The following is a 20,428-nucleotide window of genomic DNA, read 5'->3' as shown; positions in this document are numbered from 1 at the left end:
CGGAGCGCCCTCAGACCCTGAGGGCCGGTCTGTGCCGCGGTCGGAGTCAGCTGTCCGGGTGGTCGTTGAGGAGCCGGATGATCGGCCAGGCGCCGTCCGACCAGTTCGAGATGACGGTGCAGATGGTCGACGTCGTGGGCCGGTGCAGGCTCGTGAACGACACGCCCGCGTCGTACCCCTCGAGCCAGACGGCGTCGCTGCTCTCGTGGAGGTGGAACCCGAGGCCGTACCGCCTGGACTCCTCCGGCCAGTCGCTGCGCGGCCGGGTCATCTCGGCGACGCGCCGCGGCGGGACGATCCGTCCGGAGAACAGGGCGTCCCAGAAGGCGCTGAGGTCGGCAGCGGTCGAGTAGATGCCGCCGTCGCCGCTGCCGCGCACCGGCAGGTGCAGCACGTTCGTCCGCAGCCCGTCCGACGACAGGTAGCCGAGCGCGGCGCGACCGGGTAGCTCGTCGGAGCGGAGGAACGCGGTGTCGGCCATGCCCGCAGGCTCGGTCACGAGGGTGCGCACGAGATCGTGGAACGGCACGCCGCAGGCCCGTTCGGCCAGCAGGGCGAGCAGCACGTAACCGGCGTTGTTGTAGGCGAAGCGTGCATCGGCGGGAGACACGGGTTCGTGCCCGTCGAGGAGCGGGAGGTACTGCTCGGTGGTGGCGAGCCGGTGCACCGGCACCGGCATCACGTAGTCGCGCACGTCGGCGACTGCGTCCTCGTCCAGATAGTCACCGATCCCGGATCGATGGGCCAGCAGGTGCTCGACCGTCACGTCGTCGCCGATGAGCGGCAGGTCCTCGCCGAGCAGCGACCGGGCGGTCGTGGCGAGCCCGAGGGTGCCCTGCTCGACCAGGCTCATGACGGCCAGTGCCGTCAGGGTCTTCGTTCCGCTGGCTGTCGCGAAGACCGTCTCGACCGTGTTGGCGATGTCGTGGGCGCGGTCGGCGAGCCCGTACGCCGTGCAGAGCTCCGTTTCCCCCGAGCGGTCCACGCGGACCACTCCCGAGAACCCCGAGCGCGCTGCCACCGCGTCCACCGTTTCCTGAAGTGATCCCATCGCCCGCAAGGTACGCCTGCCCCGCCGTTCCGGGACAGTCGTTCTGCATGTGCTGGGCCGGGGCGCGCGACGGTCCGTGAGTGTTGCTAGGCGGTGGTTCTCAGGGGTTCGAGGGCGGCCAGGACGAGGTCGAGGCCGAAGGTGAACTCTTCTGCCGGGTCGTAGCCGGTTACGAGGAGCGTGGCGGCGGACTCGTTGAGGTAGGCGAACTGGTCCGGGGGGAGCTGGGGCAGGAAGACGTCCTGGGTCATGCCGGCGAGGTCGTCGGCGGTGTCGAAGGGCAGGCTGGCTTCTTGCAGGGCGTGCCCGTAGACGTAGCTGTCGAGCGGACAGTTGGCGAGTCGGCGCATGCTCAGCCCGTCGACCCCCTCGCGGCCGGCCGGACCGCCTCGACCACCACCCGCTGCTTGCTCAGCCCCGCGTCCGACGCGACCTGGCGTGGTCCGCTCACAGACGTCGTTCCCTCACGGGCAGAGGTCTCCTCGCTCCCTCGCACGGCTTGACAATCGTACGCCGTACGCCGATAGTACGGCGTACGACGTACGGCGTACGAAACGGCATGGGTCAATTGGGGAAGCAGGAGAGGCTTCGAATGAGTGCGGCAGTGGCAACGACAGGAACCACCCCGACCTGGGCGCTCACGGAGCGGGTGGTCGGCGCGACGGCGATCGCCCTGGCAGCGTCGGTGGCGATCCAGAACGCGGTGGTGATCTGGGCGGGAGCGCCCGCCTACGGGGACCCGATCAAGGAGGTGCTCGCATTCCACGCGGAGAACCGGTCCGCGGTCGCGGTCGCGGTCGGTCTGGAGGCGCTGAACCTGCCGCTGCTGCTCGGGTTCGTGGCCGGTCTCCACGGGCTCGTCGGGCGCCGCGGGGGTGCGGGCGCGGACTGGTCGCGCCTCGCGGTCGCCGCGGGCGCGGTTCTCTCGGCGGTCTTCGCGTTGTACGCCGTCCTGTGGGACGGAGCCGTGCTGTCCGCCGACGGGCTCGCCGAGCCGAGCCCGGCGTTCGAGCTCGCCTGGCAGCTGCACGCCGCAGCGTTCGCGCTGGCACTGCCGGCGCTCGGCACCACCTTCATCGGCGCTGCGGTGGCGGCGCACGCGAGCGGGCTGACGCCCCGGTGGCAGCGCCTGCTCGCAGTGGCCGGGGGCGGCATGCTCGTCGCCGCCGGGGCGGCCAACCTCGCGATCGCGGACGGCTCGGCGTTCCTGTTCGTCGGCATGCCCGGCTACGCCGCCTGGCTCGTGTGGCTGCTCGCGACCGGCGTGCGGCTGGTGCGCGCTCGAACCGCCGACCGCCCCGACAGCGCATCGGCGTAGGCGAGGAGGCACGAAGGCCCTGAGCAAGAGCTGTCCGAGCAGGTCTTGCAGCGACGCCACGACCCCGGAGGACCTCGCCGAGCGGATCCTCGTGGTGCTCGGGCTCCCGCCGCAGGACGCCCGCGACGTGGCCCGCCGTCCGCTGCCCGTGGGTGCCTGAGACTCTGAGGGCACACGCGGCGCGGCGTCGCCCGTGCCCGCGACCCGCGCCGGTGCGGCCTCGACGAGCTGTCCCGGAGTGTCGAACCGGTGTCCGGCCGGTGCACCGGCCTGCGATGCGTCGACGTGCCGCGCGGCACGTCCGGGGCAGGACCGGGAGCCTTCGAGGTATGTGCGGGCCCGCTGCTGCCTCCTAGCATCGGATGGTGCGGCTCCTCGAACGGGACCAGCAGGCCGCGGCGGTGGATGGCTACTTCGCCGAGGCCGCGGACGGTCATGGCCGGATCGTCTTCGTCGCCGGGGAGGCGGGGGTCGGCAAGACCGCGTTCGTGGGGCGCCTCGTGCAGCGGGTGGCAGAGGTGGCCCGGGTCGCCGTCGGTGGTTGTGACGGGTCGTCGACACCGGCGCCGCTGGGCCCGCTCGTCGAGATGCTGCCGCGGCTGCCCGCACAGGTGTGGCCTCCGGAGGCGACCGGGCACGAGGTCTTCGCCCGACTGGTCACGGCGCTGAGAGAGCCCGGTCTCCGCGAGCCGTTCCTCCTCGTGGTGGAGGACGCGCACTGGGCCGACGAGGCGACGCTCGACCTGGTTCGCCATCTCGCCCGCCGCGTCCACACGTGCCGGGCGCTGGTGCTGGTCACGTACCGCCCGGAGGACGTCGTCACAGGGCACCCGCTGCGGGTGGTGCTGGGCGACGCCGCGACCGCGCCGGGTGCCCGCCGGCTGGATCTTCCGGGGCTGTCGCGCTCGGCGGTCGAGCACCTGGCCCGCGAGTACGCCCTCGCCCACCCGGACGTCGCACCGGCGGACGTCGAGCGCCTGTACCGGGTGAGCGGGGGAAACCCGTTCTTCGTCACCGAGGTGCTCTCGGCCGGCACCGGTGCAGTCCCGCCGACGGTCCGGGACGCAGTCCTGGCCCGGGTGTCCAGGCTGACCGCGCCGGCGTGCGCCGCGCTGGACGTCGTGGCCCTGTGCGGGGCGCGCGCGGACATGGATCTGCTGGAGCAGGTTCTGGACGACGACCTGGAGGTGCTCGACGAGCCCTTGCAGCGCGGACTTCTCACCGCGGCGGCCGGTGAGGTGGCGTTCCGGCACGAGCTGGCCCGGTTGGCGGTCGCCGAGCCGATGCCGGCGTTCCGGCGGGTCGCGATCCACCGGCGGATCCTCGCCGCCCTGCTGGCGCGCACGGCAGACGGCGCGGTCGACCACGCGCGCGTCGCGCACCACGCCGAGGCGGCAGGCGACGCCGCAGCCGTCGTGGACCATGCTCCTGCGGCGGCCGCGCGAGCAGCCGACCTGGGTGCGCATCGCGAAGCGGTCCATCAGTACCGCCGCGCTCTGCGATTCGCCCATGGCCCGGCGGACGGGCGCCGGGCGGACCTGCTGTGGGTGCTGGGTTACGAGTGCTACCTCACCGACCAGGTCGAGGATGCGCTGGACGCGGTCCAGGAGGCTCTGGAGATCTGGGCGGCGTCCGGTGACACGGTCAGGGTCGGCGACGCCCATCGTTGCCTGTCCCGCCTCCACTGGTTCGCCGGACGCAATGCCGTGTCCGAACGGGAGGCGGACCTTGCCGTGCAGGCGCTCCAGGGGTCGGGCACCGTCGAGCTCGCCATGGCGTACAGCAACGTCGCACAGCTTCGGATGCTGTCGTCGGACGTGCACGGCACCAGGCTCTGGGGACGACGTGCCCTGGCGGCGCTGGATCCCGTGCCGGACGGGCGGAAACGGGTCGAGGTCCGGGTGCACGCGTTGAACAACCTCGGTACGGCCGAGGTTGTCTCCGGCGACTTCGACGCGGGGATCGGGATGCTCACCGCCAGTCTGGAGCAGGCCCGGGCGGCTGACCTGCACGAGCATGCCGCGCGCGCCTACTGCAACTTGGTGTCCTGTGCCGTGGCGCAGCGCCGGCACGCCGACGCCGCGGCGCGGTTGGAGGCAGGGCTGCAGTACTGCATCGATCGCGACCTGGATGCCTGGACGCTGTACCTCCAAGGCCTGCAGGCCCAGCTCATGCTCAACCGCGGGCAGACGACCGCGGCCCGGGTCGGCGCCGAGAAGGTGCTGCAGCGCATCGAGTCTGCACCGACCAGCCAGGTCGAGCCGCTGGTCGTCCAGGCGCTGGCCCTGGCCCGGACCGGTGACGACGGGTGGCGGCATCCGATGGACCGGGTGGTCCGGCTGGCCGAGGGGATCGGGGAGATCCAGCGTCTCGGGCCTGTCACCGCCGCCCGCTGCGAGATCGCCTGGTTGTCCGGTGAGACCGAGAGGGCGCGGAGGTTCGCTGCGGAGACCTGGCCGAAGGCGACAGCGGCCGACTGCCCGTGGAACCGGGGATCCGTCGCCACCTGGCTGGGGGACCCCTCGGCCGGCGACGACGCACCGCTCGCTCCGCCGTACGCCCTCGAGGTGGCCGGTCGCTGGGTCGAGGCCGCGCAGCTGTGGCAGGAGCTCGGATGTCCCCACGAGCACGCCCTGGCCCTGGCACGCAGCGGTGAACGCGCACCGATGACCGAGGCGGTCGAGCGCTTCGACTCGTTGGCGGCGACCGGTGCGGCCGCCCGGACCCGGGCGCTGCTGCGGGCCAGCGGCTGGTCCGCGCCCCGCACCCCGCGGGCCCGCGACCGCCGGCATCCCGACGGGCTGAGCGCCCGCGAGTCTCAGGTCCTCGCTCTCCTGGCCGAAGGGCTGCCGGACGCCGCCATCGCCGAGCGCCTCGTCCTGTCGCGCCGGACCGTCGAGCACCACGTCGCCGCCGTCCTGCGCAAGCTCGGCGTGCGGTCCCGTCGCGAGGCCGCCTCGCGCGCAGAACCCCGTCAGCCCTGAACTGTCGCGGCCCCGCAGAGCCCGTCGCGACCCTCGGTAGGTACCGCGGGGGTTGGGGATGGGTAGTCCTCACCGATGTGGCGCCGTCCCGGCCGTCGGTAGACCGGAGGCGTGCGACCAGCGGTGCGTCCGCGCCGCGGCGCCACGCGGAAGGAGAACGGGATGCCTCTGTTCATGGACGTCCATCACCTCGGCGACGGGGTGACGATGGACGATGTCGCCAAGGCCCACCAGGCCGATCTGGCCGCCCAGGCGGGCCACGACGTGCGGTACCTGCGCTACTGGGTCGACGAGTCCGGCGGTCAGGTCTTCTGCCTGGTCGAGGCACCGGACGCCGAGGCCGCGAACCTGGTGCACCGCGAGGCGCACGGTCTGGTCGCCGACGCGATCTACCAGGTGCAGGAAGGGGTCTGACGGATGCCCGCCCGCCGCACGATCACGTTCACCGGTGTCACAGCAGTCCTCGCGACCACCGCCGCCTTGACCGGTGGCCTGGTCCCCGGCGTCGCAGCCGTCGGGGGCTCCGACCCGCTCGGCCAGGTCCGGCAGGCCACCCGGGAGTACCGGGACGTCGACCGCGCCGTCGCCGCCGGCTACGTGCAGTTCTTCGGCTGCGTGCACGAGCCGTTGGCCGGGGCGATGGGCACGCACTTCGTCAACCAGGCGCTGGTTGGCGACGGAGCGATCGACGCCACCCGACCCGAGGCGCTGATGTACGACGTCCGCCCCGACGGCCGGCTCGAGCTGCTGGGCGCCGAGTACGTGGTCTTCAAGGAGGCATGGGACGCCGGGCACAGTGCACCGCCACGGCTCTTCGGGCAGTCCTTCGCCACCGTCACGACGCCGAACCGCTACGGACTGCCCGCCTTCTACGAGCTGCACGCGTGGGCGTGGAGAACGAACCCGACCGGGGCGAACAAGGACTGGAACCCCAGGGTGCTGTGCGTCAGCACCGAGGGGCACGCGACGTGACCGGGCGAGGAGCGACGGTCCGCAGCCACGCGGTCGGAAGACCCGAGGTTGCCGGTCCGTGATCCGCAGGACCGGGACGTCGGTGCAAGGGCACGCGATGACCTCGATGTCGCCCATCCGGGGGTAGTACCGCATCCGGTGGGTCGTGATCGAGGCTTCGATGAGTCAGAACGCCCGTCCGCCGGCCGCACCGCGTCCGGCCCGGCCGTGATGCCGCGTCGTCATCACACGGGTCTCCATCCCTTGACGGACGCGCGGACGTACCGGGACCACAGCGCCGCGATGTCGTCGCCGGTTCGCGCTGCCCAGAACTTGTCGGTGTACGTGCCGTTGCGCAGAGTCGTGTCGAGGTCCTGAACGATGCCGTCGCCGCCGACGGCGACGGCCCAGGCCAGGAACCGGGCGGTGGCCCGGTACCCGTCGGTGAGGGCGCTGCCGCGTTCGTAGTGGGTGATCGACCATCCGGCCGCGGCGTTGTCCCTGCCGAACCGGTACCGGGCGTAGTCGGCGACGCCCTCGACCCAGTGCCACCAATCGGCATACGTACCAGGGGAATAGCCTTGGATGAGGTGGGTGACCTCGTGGGTGACGACGTCGAGGTCGCGTGGGTGGGAGCGGGCATAGGCCGCGCTCACGGTGATGACGCCGCCACCGGTGGCTGCGGGGCCGTCGGTGTAGCCAGGATCGACGACGAGGCGGATCCGGGTCGTCGTCGCGGGATTGAAGAAGTCGGTGATGGCCGGGACGACGTCGGCGAGGGTGTCGAGGTAGCCGTTGACCGTGTCGGCGGACACCTTCGGGTCCAGGACGCGGACGGTGACGTCGGGTGCTCGACGTCCCTCGGACCTCATCGCCCACCTCGCACCGCTCGATGCCGTTCACGCTTGGATGAACCATGGTGCCACCGCATCGGTTCAGAAGATCTCGTGGCGGCCGTGGGGGTACCAGCCCTCGTATCCGCACGGAAAGTGGCCCGCCAGGTAGAAGCCCGCAAGCCGGTGATAGAACGCCGGCCGCTGGACGGGCGCGTACTCGTACTCGAGACACGCCCCCAGCAGGTCCCATGAGAGGTCGTCCACGGGCGAGCGGCGGAGACGTTCCTGTTCGACCACCGTCTCGCAGATCGGGATGACGATGCTCTGGATCACGGGTCTCCACCGGCGAACGAGCTCGTTCCATGTCCCGTAGTCCTGGGGGTGGTGCCTGCTCAAGGACGTGGTGAACGCGTTGCGCGCCTCCAGGTGCTGATTCGTCTTGTGGCGGTTGCGCGTGCCGTGCAGTGCATCCTTCCAAGACGTGACGGCGACGGCATCCCAGTCGCCGGGCAACGGCTCACCCACACAGGCGAGCAGGGGCGCCTCGGCCAGGGCATCCACGAACGCCTGCGCTGTCGGGGTTGACAGGCCTTCGCTCGCGCTCGACGACGCCGGGTGGAGCAGGTCACCTGCCGGCCCGTCGGTGGCGGTCTCCCGCGGGAGATCCCAGATGGCGGTGTCGGTCGCGAGCGCCGTGCGGAGGGCGCTGGCGAAGGCGTCCAGCGACGGGAAGGCGACTTCGGCGGTCGCGTCGTGCGGGTACCAGATCACCCTTCCCGCCGCGGCCCCGCGCGTGCCGAAGCCGTACGGGTCATGCCCGGCGGTAAGGACGATGAAGCCCATCTCCTCGGGCAGGAGGTCGCCACGCGACACCGCCGAGATCCTCCACAAGTCGGCTGTCGCGCGAAGCGCCTCGTCGGGGGTGAGGGGCTCAATCCCCAGGGCCGGGTTGCGAAGGGCCGACACCCGCCTCAGGAAAGTGTCGACCTCGGAGGGGATGCGCATCACGTCGGCAGTCTGACATGAGCGAGAACGCGCGCTGCTGGAGCGAAGGTGGCTGCTGCTCGGAGCCGCCACCGCGCTGATCACGAGGCGGATGGCTGATCACGGGTGCTCGACGAGACGCGCACCGGCATGCTGCACGCTCTGTGAGCTGCGGCGAGTGCGTCACGCAGAACCGGCTTCCAGGTGCGTCGCCGGGCGGGGCAGGTGCCGGACTGCCGGCACGCAGGCGACCGCCAGGGCGGCGGTCACGCCGACGACCGTCATGGCGAGCAGGGCGTGGTGCAGGCCGATCGACACGGTGACGAAGCCGATGAGCATGTTCCCGAGCGGGATCGCGCCGGCACTGGTGAGGTAGTCGTAGCTGGAGACCCGGGACAGGGCGCGGTCCGGGACGTGTTCCTGGAGCGAGGTTGCCCAGAGCGTGAAGGTGCCCGTGACGCAGACGCCGGCGAGAAGCTCGAGCCCGGCGATGCCCCACTCGCCGAGACCGCTGCCGATGAACGCGGCCTGGCAGGAGGCGCCGACGAGCATCAGGCTCGCGACCCGCAGCGCGAACCTCGGGCGCCAGCGCAGCAGGAGGAGGTCTCCCAGCACGCAGCCGACCCCGAACCCGGCGGTGATCAGCGCCCACGACCTCGCGCCGTTCAGCTCCTCCGCGGCGAGCACAGGCCCGAGCACGAAGATCGCGGGGAGGACGACCACGTGGTAGGCGGCCATGCCGCCGAGGAAGGAGATGACCCACGGGCGGCCCCGTACTTCTGACCATCCTTCCTTCAGGCTGGACGTGAAGCGAGGCGACGTCGCTGCGAGGTCCTCCTCGCGCACCGTGTCGCCGACGATCCGGGGGCGGAGGGGGATGAGGCAGGCGATCGACACCGCGAACGTCCCGGCGTCGAAGAGGAACGCGCCACCAGGTCCGACGACCGTCACCAGGAACCCCGCCAGTACCGGGCCGAGGATCGAACCGGTGGAGAAGCTGAGACCGCGCAGGGCGTTGGCGGGCTGCAGGTTGCCCGGGGACACCGTGGCCGGCAGCAGCCCGGTGAAGGCGGGTGCGAAGAAGGCGTCGGCGGCGCCGTACACGGCTGCCAGCAGGGCGAGGTGGACGACGTGGGCGTTGCCGCTGAGGAGAAGGCTGCCGGCGACGAGCTGGCAGACGAAGCGGGTCACGTCGGAGGCGACGAGGATCTTCTTGCGGTCGAACCGGTCGGCCCACACCCCGGCCGGCAGCGAGAGCAGCGCGAAGGGAAGGAACTGGGCGGCCGACACGATCGCCACGTCGCCGACGTCACCGCCGACGGCCAGGACGGCGAACGGCAGCACGACCATCATCACCCGGTCGCCGAGGATGGAGAGCACCTGGCCGGAGAAGAGCAGTCGGTACTGCGGCTCCTCGCGAAGGACTCGCGGGAACAGCGGGCGTCGAGAGCGTGCGCGGACCGGCAGCTCGGTGTTCGGGTTCATGACTCCACGCAATCTGACACCGATGTGTCGTGCTGGATACCCCTGGCGGGGAAGAGCGCGTCGCCGGTGGGTCAGAGGGCGACGTGGGTGGGGACCTGGAGCCCGAGCCGGAAGCTGGTGACGGCCTCGGTGGTGTCCTCGTCGACGAGGTCGTTGTTGATGGCGATCGCGGCTTCCGATCCCTCGCCGGCGGCAGTGATGACCTGGGCTCGGGGGTTGACGGCGTTGCCTGCGGCCCAGACGCCGGGGATGCTGGTGCGGCCGGTGGCGTCGGTGGCGACCCAGCCGCCCGGCTGGGTGGCGCAGCCGAGCCCGGTCAGGAGCTCGTCGTGGGGGACGAGCCGGGGGCGGACGAACACCGCGGTGCGGGGGACGACCTGTCCGGTGGCGAGCTCGACGCCGGTGAGGCGGTCGTCGTCGACGACGAGTCGGGTGACGGGGTCGTCGACGATGCCGACGGCGCGGGCGACGAGCTGCTGGCGCTGGTCGGCGGTGAGTGTCTGGCCGTTGGTGAAGTAGACGACGTCGTCGGACCACTGACGCACGACGTGGGCGTGGGTGAGGGCGTCGGTGGTGCCGCCGAGAACCCCGACGGGTCGGTCACGGACCTCGTAGCCGTGGCAGTAGGGGCAGTGGAGCAGGTCGCGTCCCCAGCGTCCGCGGACCCCGGGGATGTCCGGGAGGTCGTCGCGGAGTCCGGTGGTCACCAGGACGCGTCGGGCGTGCAGGGCGGTGCGGTCGGCCAGGGCCACGGCGAACACCGCGACGGCGTCCGTGCCGTCGGCGGGGGCCCGGCGGAGGTCGGTGGCGCGGCCGTGGACGAGGTGCCCGCCGTATCCGGTGACCTCTCGGCGTCCCCGGGCGAGCAGGTCGGAGGGCGGGAGGCCGTCGGAGCCGAGGAACCCGTGCATGTGGGCGGCCGGGGCGTTGCGCGGCTGCCCTGCGTCCACGACGGCGACGCGCCGCCGCGCGCGGGCCAGGACGAGCGCTGCGGACAGGCCCGCAGCCCCGCCACCGACGACGACCACGTCCAGGAGATCGTGCACCGGTCCGCTGTCGTGCCCGTCTGCAGACGTCCTGTCGCGGCTCATGGCGTGACCACGATCTTCCCGGACACCCGGCCGTGCTCCAACGCTCGGAGCGCGTCCGCGACGTCGCTCAGGGCGCCGGTCCGGTGTACGGCGGACCTGACCTGGCCGTTCTCGACCAGCTGCGCGAGCGTCTCGAGGTCGGCGGTGTTCGGCCGGGCGACCCAGAAGGTCGCGAAGGTCTGGCTGCTGAAGCGCGAGATGAGCGTCGGCCGGACCTGACGACCGAGACCGCCGGTGATCTCATCGCCGCCCTCACCGCCGACGAACACGAGCGTCCCTTGCGGGGCGAGCAGACTGCGGAGGGTCTTGAGCGGGCGGTTGCCGGCGATGTCGAGGACGAGGTCGTAGCGGACGCCGTGGGTGGTCAGGTCGCCCGCGGTGTAGTCGATGACGTGCTCGGCGCCGAGGGAGCGGACGAAGTCGAGCTTGGCGGTGCTCGCGACGCCGGTGACCGAGCCGCCGAGGGCGCGGGCGATCTGGACGGCGAACGACCCGACACCGCCGGAGGCGCCGATGACGAGCACGCTCTGCCCGGCCTGCACGCGGCCGTGGTCCCGGACGGCCTGCAGGGCGGTGGTCCCGGACGTCGGGACGGCGCCGGCCTCGACGTGGGAGGCGCGAGCAGGCTTGCGGGCAAGGGCGGCCGCGTCTGCGACCGCGTACTGGGCGAACGTGGACCGGCCGACGCCGAAGACCTCGTCGCCGGGGCTGAGGCCGGTCACGCCCGGGCCGACGGCCTCGACCACTCCGGACAGCTCGCTGCCCAGGCCCGCCTCCTTGGGACGTCGGACGCCGTACCCGGCCAGTCGCATCAGGTACGGGCGTCCGGTGAGGATGTGGATCGCGCCGCGGTCGATGCCGGCCGCGTGGACCCGGACGAGGACCTCGCCCTCGCCGGCCGCGGGCACGGAGATCTCGCGCACGGTGAGCACGTCCGGGGAGCCGTAGGCGTCGCGGACGACGGCCCGCATCGACGTGGCGGGGCGGGCGACGGGCGCGGGCCGGTCGGAGGTGGACTGCGCGGGGTGGCTGTCGGAGTGGGACATGGTCTGCTCCTCGGTGGGTGCGGCCCGGATCGGTCCGGATCGGTGCGTGCTGACGGGACCAGCGTCGTGGGGGTCTGCCAGGGCTCGCCCCGGTCGAATGACCGGGATGCGCGGCCGGCGCCGTGTCAGTCGCCGAACGGGGCGAGCCGGACAGCGAGGTCGAAGGCGCCGTAGCGGCGCAGGAACGCGGCTCGTCCGGCGGGGACGTGGGCGGCCTCGGTGCGGAAGACATCGGTGAACTCGCGCTTGAACCCCAGCCGCGGGTGGGCCGAGGTGACGGCGGCCAGGACGTCCGGCGGCAGCGACCAGGACCGCAGTCCGACGACGTCGAGGGCGGCGCCGGCCGACAGCAGGTGGGCGACCGGGCCGTGCGCGACGGTGATTCCGGGGGAGTGGTGCAGCGTGATCGCTGTCACCATCGTGTCGGTGGCGGACGACGACAGCCCCGCGCGTGCGGCGACGTCCCGCCCGGCCCGGACGCCGGCCATCGTGAAGTCGACGTGCGGTGTCGGTGCTGCGAGCCCGAGGTCGTGGAGCATGGCCGCGGCGAAGAGCAGGTCACGGTCGACGTCGAGTCCGTGCAACCGGCCGAGCGCCGTCCCGAACGCGTACGTGCGGTAGGAGTGGTTGAGCAGCACCGGGGAGAGCCGTCGGCTCGCGAGGTCTTCGGCCGCCCGGGCCAGCCGCGAGTCGGGGACCGGAGCGGCTGCGACATCGGTGCGTCGGCCACCGTCTCCTCGGCGGAGCAGGGCGGCGACCCGACCCGCCACCGTGATGACGAGGTCCTTCGCCAAGGGCAGGACCAGCCGCCGACGGTCCCGTCGGGTGAGGGCGCCACCGGTGCCCTCGAGCCAGAGGTGGGTGCCGAGCCGTGGCGTCGGGTCTGCCGACGTGGCGAACATGAAGACCTCCGAGCGTCGCGGCATCCCGCCGCGGGGACGGCGCCGGGCGGCGCCCGGGCCACCTTGACGGCAGTCGCGCGCGCATCGCCCCGGCAGAACGGCCGGGATGACTGATCGCGTGCAGACGCCGTGAGGCGTACGGTCGCCTCGTGCTGCACGGGCGGGACGCCGAGCAGGCGCGGCTGGCGGGTGTCCTGACGGATGCGATGGCCGGTCGCGCCGGGCTCCTGCTGGTCCACGGCGAGCCCGGGGCCGGCAAGACGTCCCTGCTGGACGCCCTCGTCGCCGACGCGGGTGCCGATGTGTGCGTCCTGCGGACCCAGGGCGTGGAGTCCGAGGCGCCGCTGGCGTTCGCGGCGCTCCATCGGTTGCTGCGCCCCGTCCTCGGCCAGCTGGACCGGGTCCCGCCGCCGCAGGCGCGTGCGCTCAGAACGTCGTTCGGGCTGGAGTTCCCTGACCCGGGCTCGGTGGACGTCGGGGTTCCGCAGCCGTTCCTCGTGGCGCTGGCGACGTTGTCGCTGCTCACGGAGGCTGCCGAGGCCGGCACCGTGCTGTGCGTCGTGGACGACGCGCAGTGGCTGGACCAGGCCACGTCCGACGCGCTGCTGATCGCCGGGCGGCGGCTCGGCGCGGACCGGGTCGCGATCGTGTTCGCCGCCAGGGACGGCGAGGGCCGCGTCTTCGCGCCGGACGATGTCCCGAGTCTGGCGCTCGCCCCGCTCACGCGGGCGGCCGCGCTCGCCGTCCTCGCTGACACGGTGGGTGACGTGGCCGACGACGTGGCCGACGTGCTCATGGCCCAGACCGGCGGCAACCCGCTCGCTCTCGTCGAGCTGCCGACCACCTTCTCGCCGGCGCAGCTCCGCGGCCAGACCTCCCTTCCGGACCGTCCGCAGCTGACTCCCGGTATGGAGCGGGTCTTCCTCGACCGGTGCCGCCGCCTTCCGGCCGAGGTGCAGACCCTGCTGCTCGTGGCCGCCGCGGACGACTCCGGGCAGGTCGCGACGGTACGCCGGGCAGCCGAGCTGCTCGGTGTGCCCGCGGCGGCTCTCGAGGTGGCCGAGCGGTCGGGCCTGCTCATGGTGGAGGCCGGCTCCGTACGCGTCCGGCACCCCCTGGTCCGCTCGGCGGTCTACCAGGCGGCCACGAGCGGCGAACGACGTCAGGCGCACGCCGCCCTCGCCGACGTGGCTGACCCGACCACCGATGCCGACCGGCAGGCGTGGCACCGCGCGGCATCGGTGGACGTCCCCGACGCCGCCGTCGTCACCGCTCTCGACGACGCTGCCGCCCGCGCCGAGCGGCGGGCCGGGTACGCCGCCGCAGCGGCCGCCCACGCCCGTGCCGCCGAGCTCACCGACGGCGACCATCCGCGCGCCGTCCGGCTCTTCGCCGCCGCACGCAACGCCTGGACCGCCGGTGAGACGACCTCCGCCCGAGCGCTCGTCACGTCTGCCCGGACGCACGCCGAGACCACTGCCGACATGCTGCTGCGGGCCGACATCGACCGCCTGCGCGGGCGGATCGAGGTCAACGTCGGATCGGCCGTCGACGCCCACCGCATCTTCTCCGTCTCCGCAGCCGACGTCGCCGGGCTCGACCCTGCCCGCGCTCTCGAGCTCGCTGTCGCCGCCGCCCTCCTGCGCAGCCACGGCGCCGACAGCGGCACCGTTCTCGACGTCCGCCGGCTCGCCGTCGCGGCCTCGACGGGCGACACCGCCCACGGGCGGTGCCTGGGCCACCTCCTGCTGAGCCTCCACCAGGCCGCCGCCCACGAGTGGGCGGAAGCGCTGGCGTCCCTGCACGCCGCCCTGATCGAGGCCGCCGACCTCGACGACCCCGACGTCCTGGCCCACCTGGGCAACCAGGCCCTCCATCTCGGCGACGACGAGGCGCACCGGCGCTGCTTCACCCGCATGCTCACCAGCGGCCGGGATGCGGGCGCCGTCATGGCCGTCCTGTACGCCATGCCCCGACTGGGGTTCAGCCAGTTCACGACCAGCCGCTGGAGCGAGCTGCGGCGGGACGCCGACGAAGGCGTGTCCCTCAGCGCGAGTGCCGGCAAGCGCCCGCTCGCAGCCGTCCCGCTCGGCCAGCTCGCACTGCTCGCCGCGGTCCAGGGGCGGCCCACCCCGGACCTCGACGCCCACCTGGCCGACGTCGACGCAGCCGCCGCCCAGCCGCTCGGTGTGCTCGCCGACCCGGTCCACGACCTCGGACGGTGGGCACGCGGCGTCCGCGCGACACTGACCGGCGACACCACCACGGCACTGCACCACTTCGCCGCGATGCGGGTCGGCACCCTGCAGCGGCTCGCGGCCCTCGACCGGATCGAGGCCGCCGTCCGTGCCGACGACCGGGTACAGGCTCTGGCCTGGACCGAGGAGCTCGCGGACTTCGCCACCGGCACCGGCTGGCCGTGGGTCGCCGCCGTCGTCGAGCACGCACGGGCCCTTCTCGCCGAGCCGCCGGACGTCGCCGAGCGCTTCGAAGGTGCCCTCGCCCACCACACCCGGACGCCACGCACGGACCCCCATCACTATGAACGCGCCCGGACCCAGCTCGCCTACGGGGAGTGGCTGCGTCGCTCGCAACGCCGGGTGGACGCCCGCACTCATCTACGGGCGGCGTTGGAGACCTTCGAGGACCTGCGCGCACAGCCCCTGGCCGCGCGGGCGGCTCAGGAGCTGCGCGCGTCCGGCGAGACGGCACGCAAACGCGACGTCTCCACCGCCCTGCACCTGACGCCCATGGAACGGCAGGTGGCCCAGCTCGCCCGGCAGGGCCTGTCGAACAAGGACATCGCCGCCCAGTGCTGGGTGTCGCACCGCACCGTCGCGTTCCACCTGCGCAACGTCTTCACCAAGGTCGGCGTCAGCTCCCGCGGCGAGCTGGCCCACCTCGACCTGGCGTAGGCCGTCCGGTCCCTGCGACCCCCCGAACCTGGTCATGTGACCGGGGCGACGGGACCCACCCCACCCCGACCGTGGAGCCATCCGCAGGAGCGGCCCACGATCGAGGAGCCACACCATGACCAGCCAGACGCACCCGTCCCGCCCCGGGCCACGAACCACTGCTTCGACCACCGCTCCGGACGCCGCGTCGCCGCGGGCGACGCGTCGGCTCGGCCGGATCGTCGCCGGCTCGCTGGTCACCGGCACGATGGCGGGGGCGGTCCTCGCCACGGCACCGCTCCTCCCCGGCCACGAAGAGGGTGTCACCGGCGGCCTCCTGCTCGGGTTCGCCGCCGGCTGGGCGATGCTCGTCGTCCTGTCGACCCGGTACACGTCCGCGCCGCAGCGATGGGCCACGGCGCCGGCGGCATTCCTGACGCTCGGGGCGCTGGCCCTGCTGGCGTTCGGCCCGTCGGCCCGCCCCGCGGTCGACTGGGCCTGGCCCCCCGCCGCCCTCCTGCTCGCCGCCTGGACGGCACCGCACGTCCGCCGCCTCCCGAGCCGGGCCGGCCGCCGGCTGCTCGCCCCGGTCGTCGTCACCCTCGCCGTCGCCTCCATCGGCGCGGGCTACCAGACCATCGCCTCGGCGGTCGACTCCCGGACCGCCTCGATGCCCGGGCAGATGGTCGACGTCGGCGGCCACCGCCTGCACCTGACCTGCACCGGGTCCGGCAGCCCCACCGTCGTCCTCGAACCGGGCGCCGGGGAGATGGCCGCCAGCCTCGGATGGATCACCCCCGCTGTCGCCCGGACGACCCGCGTCTGCGCCTACGACCGCCCCGGCCGCGGCGGGAGCGACCCCACCGACACCCCGCAGAACGGCGCCCGCGTCGCCGGCGACCTGCACACCGCCCTCCACCGCGCCGGCGTCCCGGGCCCGTATGTCCTGGCGGGTCACTCGTTCGGCGGCCTCTACGTGCTCGCCTTCGCCGCCCGATACCCCGACGAGGTCGCCGGCATGGTCCTCATCGACTCGACAGCGCCCATGGCTGGTACCGCCGCCGGCACCGCGGCCGGGAGCGACTACAGCGTGGGGCCGGTGCTGCGACGGGCGTCCGTGCTGCTCTCGACGATGTCCCGCCTTGGTATCGGCCGCCTGTACGCCGACCACGCGTTCGGTGACCTTCCCCCGCAGTCCCGGGCGGACGTCCGGGCCGGCGTCGCGACGACAACCACCCTGCGCAGCACGATCGACGAGTACCTCGCCGGCTCCGCCTCCATGCAGGACGCCGCCGCCCTGACGGACTTCGGCGACAAGCCGCTCGTCGTCCTCACCGCCGGCGCCGGCCACCCCGACAGCTGGTTCACCAGCCAGGACCACCTGGCCACGCTGTCGACCCACGCCGTCCACCGCGTCGTCCACGGCGCCACCCACGAGGACCTCGTCGCCGACGCGCGCTACGCCGCCGTGTCCGCACGAGCGATCACCGACCTCGTGACGTCGGTCCGGGCCGGGCGGTGACGCGATGACATCCCGGCGGACCCTGGAAGCGACCGCCTTCGTCGCCGTCTGGGTCGCCGCCGGTTACCTGCTCCCGGTGACCAGCAACGGCTACCTGCTCCTCGGAATCCCGCTGACCGCGGCGTTCCAGGTCCTCGTCCGACGCCGGCCCCTGCGAGAGCTCTACGCCGCCGGGACCGCCCGCTTCCGGCTCGACGGACGCGGCGTCCTCCTGGCGGTCGTGCTTGCGCTCGTCCCCGCCGCCTACGCCGTCCGCTCGCTGCGGGACGACGACTGGGCCACGACCTCCTGGTACGCGGCCGCCACCGCGGGAGCGGTGTGCGCGGCCTTCGCGATCCGCGCAGGGTCCGCACGCTCCGCGCTGCGGTCAGCGGCCCTGCCGGTCGCCGTCGGGGCCGGCGGCATGGCCCTCGTCTACGGTGCCATGCACCTGGTGAACGGGACACCGCTCCCGGTCACGGACGCACTGCTGGCACTGCCGACCTACGTCGCGCTGTACTTCCCCGCCACGTTCCTGCTCGAGGAAGTGAGCTTCCGCGGAGCGGTCGACGCCCACGTGCACCACGACGGCCAGACCCGCGGCTGGACGTCGGCCGCATTCGTCTCCGCACTCTGGGGCCTGTGGCACCTGCCGGTGTCCCACGCCCTGCCGTTCCCGCTGCAGCTCGTCGAGCTCGTCGTCGTGCACGTCGCGCTCGGAGTACCGCTGTCACTCGCCTGGCGTCGCTCGCACAACCTCGCCGGCCCGGCACTCGCCCACGCCGTCAACGACGCCGTCCGCAACGCCGTGATGCTCGGCCTCTAGCCCGACCGAGCCGCATTCCCTGGGCCGGTTGCCGTTCCCTCTCTCCCGCAATGCCCTTCCTCCACCCACGACCAAGGAGCAGCCATGTCCCTGCACGCCCACCACACGGCGCACGACGCCCCGACCGGCCAGACGAGGAAGCCCTGGACCGTGATGGCGATCGCGCTCGTCGCGCAGATCCTCGTCGTCCTCGACATCTCCGTCGTCAACACCGCCCTGCCGTCCATCGGACAGGCCCTGCGCCTCGGCCCGGGCAACCTGCAGGCCGTCGTCACCGCCTACCTCATGGTCTCCGGCGGCGGACTGCTCCTCGGCGGCCGGATCACCGACCTCGCGTCACGCCGCACCGTCTTCCTCGCCGGGCTGGCCCTGTTCACCCTGGCCTCCCTCGCGAGCGGCTTCGCCACCGACGCCACCTGGCTCGTCACGACCCGCGCCGCCCAGGGACTCGCCGCGGCCGTCCTCACGCCGTCAGCGCTCTCCCTCGTCATGACCACCTACGACGGCGACCAGCGACGCAAGGGCCTGGCCGCCTGGGGCATCGTCGGCAGCCTCGGCGTCGCCGCCGGCGTCCTCGTCGGCGGCGCGCTCACCACCTGGGTGAGCTGGCAGCTCATCTTCTGGGTCAACGTCCCCATCGGCGCCGTCGCCCTCCTCGCCGGCCTCCACGCCATCGCACGCGACACCGTCGCGGACCGCACCGGAGCGCATGGTTCCCTCGTGCAGCAGCTCGACCTGCCCGGTGCCGCACTGCTCGTCGCCGGCCTCGCCACCCTCGTCCACGCCCTGTCCGTCACCAGCACCCACGGCTGGACCTCCGCCCGGACCATCGCCGAGCTCGGCTGCGCCGCAGCGTTTCTCGCGGGTTTCGTCACCTGGGAGCGGCACGCCCGCCAGCCTCTGTTCCCGCCCCACGTGTGGGGCATCCGCACCCTCGTGTCCGGCACCACGGTCATGCTCGGCGTCACAGGCCTCCTCGTCGGCACCGTCTTCCTGACCTCGATCCTCCTGCAGGCCCGGCTCGGCTACAGCGCCCTCGCCGCAGGCGTCGCGTTCCTGCCCTTCGCGGTCGCGATCACCGTGGGCGCCGTCGCCGCCCGGCACGCCCTGGCGCACCTCGCCCCGCGCACCGTCGCGTCCACCGGCCTCCTCATCGCCGGTGCGGCCGCCGTCCTGCTGTCGAACGTGCCGGACGACGCCCGCTACGCCGCCGACCTGCTGCCCGGTCTGGTGGCACTGGGCCTGGGTGTCGGGATGGTCTTCGTGCCCGTCTCCGTCACCGCGATGACCGGCATCCCCGAGAGCCACGCCGGCCTCGCCTCGGGCTTCCTCATGACCGGCCACGAGGTCGGTGCCGCTCTCGGCGTCGCAGTCCTGTCCGCGGCCGCCAACACCGCCGGCAGCCTCGTCGACCCCGCGCGGGTCGTTGACGCCTTCGACCGCGGACTGGTTGTCGGCGGCGCCGTCGCCGCCGCGCTGGGTCTGCTCGCCTGGCTGGGGCTACCCGCCAGCACGGTCGCCGGTTCCGGCAGCGCCCATATGCACCACTGACCCACCCGCCCGCTGGTCCATCACCCCCGATCTCCCCGGTGCCGGCTCCGCGTGCCCTCGGGGGCGCTCAGGCCGGGACGCCGCTGTCGCTGCGGGGGAGCGGCGACCCGAGCTGCGGCTGCGTCACGGGTCGCGATGTCGGCCCGAGCCACATGTCGATCGAGCCCAGCTCGGCGGGGTCGAACGTGCGCGGGACCCAGGCGGCGTCCTCCTCGATCCTGCGGACGCCGAAGGAGTACTCGTAGGTGAAGCCCTCGGGGCCGAGGAAGTAGATGAAGATCGCGGTGGACTGCGGGTGGCGACCCGGGCCCATCTCGATCTCGACGCCGTTGTCCACGAGGAAGTGCCAGTTGCGGAAGATGTCGTCGATGCTCTGGACCTGGAAGTTCATGTGGCAGAGGCCGGGTCCGTCGCCACGGAAGACCGCGAGCTTGTGGTGCACCGGGTCGATCCGCATGAGGCAGGCGTTGTCGCCGATCCAGTCGGAGACCCGGGCGCCGAAGGTGTCGGACCAGAACCGGTACGCCTCGTGGACGTCGGGCGCGTCCAGGCACAGGTGGCCGAACTCGGTGATGCCGGCGCCGCGGCTGAACGTGACCGGCCGCGCCACGGACTCCTGCTGCGACACCAGCTCGAGCCGGTTGCCGAAGGGGTCGTCGAAGGCGATCCCGGACCGGACGCGTCGCGACCGTGCCGCGTCCGCGTCGAGCCGGGCCACGGTGAACCCGCGCTGCTCCAGCTCCGTCTCCGCGAGCGTGAGGGCGTCCTCGTCGGCGAGGGTGAACCCGGAGGCGATGACGCCGGACGGGCCCTCGACGAGGGCGAGGCTGTGATGTCGGTGGTCGGCGCGCAGATGGACGACGCCGGGCTCGGACTCGGGCATCCGTTCGAGACCGACGACGCGAGTGGCGAAGTCCGCCGCTGCAGCGAGGTTCGAGACCCCGGAACGGACGTAGGCGATGTCCTGAAGCTTGATCATGGCAACCTCCTCCAGAAACTGTACACAGT

At 73.0% G+C, this 20,428-nt stretch carries 17 protein-coding genes; 8 read left to right on the top strand and 9 right to left on the bottom strand.

The window, feature by feature from the left end; all coding sequences use genetic code 11:
- Nucleotides 1-46: 46 nt before the first annotated feature.
- Nucleotides 47-1,051, bottom strand: a complete 1,005-nt coding sequence (locus tag EDJALFJO_RS21095; protein WP_088288274.1) for a serine hydrolase domain-containing protein — start codon at nt 1,049-1,051, stop codon at nt 47-49.
- Between the two features lie 86 nt (nt 1,052-1,137).
- Nucleotides 1,138-1,401, bottom strand: coding sequence for a hypothetical protein (locus EDJALFJO_RS21090; RefSeq protein WP_198950511.1), 264 nt, complete (start codon nt 1,399-1,401; stop codon nt 1,138-1,140).
- A gap of 242 nt (nt 1,402-1,643) precedes the next feature.
- On the opposite strand from EDJALFJO_RS21090, the gene EDJALFJO_RS21085 reads away from it, so the two are divergent.
- The 4 genes from EDJALFJO_RS21085 to EDJALFJO_RS21070 all read left to right on the top strand — a co-directional run bounded on the left by EDJALFJO_RS21085 (nt 1,644) and on the right by EDJALFJO_RS21070 (nt 6,325).
- Nucleotides 1,644-2,369, top strand: a complete 726-nt coding sequence (locus tag EDJALFJO_RS21085; protein WP_088288273.1) for a DUF4386 family protein — start codon at nt 1,644-1,646, stop codon at nt 2,367-2,369.
- A gap of 362 nt (nt 2,370-2,731) precedes the next feature.
- Nucleotides 2,732-5,353, top strand: coding sequence for a LuxR family transcriptional regulator (locus tag EDJALFJO_RS21080; RefSeq protein ID WP_088288272.1), 2,622 nt, complete (start codon nt 2,732-2,734; stop codon nt 5,351-5,353).
- A gap of 162 nt (nt 5,354-5,515) precedes the next feature.
- Nucleotides 5,516-5,767 (top strand): DUF4242 domain-containing protein, encoded by a 252-nt coding sequence (locus EDJALFJO_RS21075; RefSeq protein WP_088288271.1) that lies wholly within the window; start codon nt 5,516-5,518, stop codon nt 5,765-5,767.
- 3 nt (nt 5,768-5,770) lie between these two features.
- On the top strand, nt 5,771-6,325 hold the full coding sequence (locus tag EDJALFJO_RS21070) for a hypothetical protein (protein WP_088288270.1): 555 nt from the start codon (nt 5,771-5,773) through the stop codon (nt 6,323-6,325).
- A gap of 224 nt (nt 6,326-6,549) precedes the next feature.
- On the opposite strand, the gene EDJALFJO_RS21065 is transcribed toward EDJALFJO_RS21070, so the two are convergent.
- The 6 genes from EDJALFJO_RS21065 to EDJALFJO_RS21040 form a co-directional block, all read right to left on the bottom strand.
- Nucleotides 6,550-7,176 (bottom strand): basic secretory protein-like protein, encoded by a 627-nt coding sequence (locus EDJALFJO_RS21065; RefSeq protein WP_088288269.1) that lies wholly within the window; start codon nt 7,174-7,176, stop codon nt 6,550-6,552.
- Nucleotides 7,177-7,239: 63 nt separating this feature from the next.
- The gene (locus tag EDJALFJO_RS21060; protein WP_088288268.1) at nt 7,240-8,148 is read right to left on the bottom strand and encodes a hypothetical protein; all 909 of its coding nucleotides are present in this window, start codon (nt 8,146-8,148) and stop codon (nt 7,240-7,242) included.
- Nucleotides 8,149-8,307: 159 nt separating this feature from the next.
- On the bottom strand, nt 8,308-9,609 hold the full coding sequence (locus EDJALFJO_RS21055; protein WP_088288267.1) for an MFS transporter: 1,302 nt from the start codon (nt 9,607-9,609) through the stop codon (nt 8,308-8,310).
- Between the two features lie 71 nt (nt 9,610-9,680).
- Entirely contained in the window at nt 9,681-10,700 is a 1,020-nt protein-coding gene (locus EDJALFJO_RS21050) for an NAD(P)/FAD-dependent oxidoreductase (RefSeq protein ID WP_088288266.1), read from the bottom strand.
- On the bottom strand, nt 10,697-11,671 hold the full coding sequence (locus tag EDJALFJO_RS21045; protein ID WP_088288405.1) for an NAD(P)-dependent alcohol dehydrogenase: 975 nt from the start codon (nt 11,669-11,671) through the stop codon (nt 10,697-10,699). The genes EDJALFJO_RS21050 and EDJALFJO_RS21045 overlap by 4 nt, the downstream gene beginning before the upstream one ends.
- 200 nt (nt 11,672-11,871) lie before the next feature.
- Nucleotides 11,872-12,648, bottom strand: coding sequence for an HD domain-containing protein (locus EDJALFJO_RS21040; RefSeq protein ID WP_158220511.1), 777 nt, complete (start codon nt 12,646-12,648; stop codon nt 11,872-11,874).
- Nucleotides 12,649-12,797: 149 nt separating this feature from the next.
- Here EDJALFJO_RS21040 and EDJALFJO_RS21035 point away from each other — a divergent pair, with 149 nt between their 5' ends.
- The 4 genes from EDJALFJO_RS21035 to EDJALFJO_RS21020 all read left to right on the top strand — a co-directional run bounded on the left by EDJALFJO_RS21035 (nt 12,798) and on the right by EDJALFJO_RS21020 (nt 19,420).
- Nucleotides 12,798-15,563, top strand: coding sequence for a helix-turn-helix transcriptional regulator (locus tag EDJALFJO_RS21035; RefSeq protein ID WP_088288264.1), 2,766 nt, complete (start codon nt 12,798-12,800; stop codon nt 15,561-15,563).
- Nucleotides 15,564-15,678: 115 nt separating this feature from the next.
- Entirely contained in the window at nt 15,679-17,064 is a 1,386-nt protein-coding gene (locus tag EDJALFJO_RS21030; protein ID WP_088288263.1) for an alpha/beta hydrolase, read from the top strand.
- Between the two features lie 4 nt (nt 17,065-17,068).
- Nucleotides 17,069-17,869 carry a CPBP family intramembrane glutamic endopeptidase gene (locus EDJALFJO_RS21025; RefSeq protein ID WP_088288262.1) on the top strand — a complete coding sequence of 267 codons (801 nt, stop codon included), beginning with the start codon at nt 17,069-17,071 and terminating at the stop codon, nt 17,867-17,869.
- A gap of 84 nt (nt 17,870-17,953) precedes the next feature.
- Nucleotides 17,954-19,420, top strand: coding sequence for an MFS transporter (locus tag EDJALFJO_RS21020; protein WP_088288261.1), 1,467 nt, complete (start codon nt 17,954-17,956; stop codon nt 19,418-19,420).
- Nucleotides 19,421-19,487: 67 nt separating this feature from the next.
- On the opposite strand, the gene EDJALFJO_RS21015 is transcribed toward EDJALFJO_RS21020, so the two are convergent.
- Nucleotides 19,488-20,399: a VOC family protein gene (locus EDJALFJO_RS21015; RefSeq protein WP_088288260.1), complete on the bottom strand. Its 912-nt coding sequence runs from the start codon at nt 20,397-20,399 to the stop codon at nt 19,488-19,490.
- Between the last annotated feature and the right edge of the window lie 29 nt (nt 20,400-20,428).

The organism is Kineosporia sp. A_224, assembly GCF_002198655.1.
In the GTDB taxonomy this organism is placed as follows: domain Bacteria; phylum Actinomycetota; class Actinomycetes; order Actinomycetales; family Kineosporiaceae; genus R-H-3.
The sequence above is the reverse complement of the archived record's forward strand: the minus strand, read 5'-3'. Positions and strand labels throughout refer to the sequence as shown.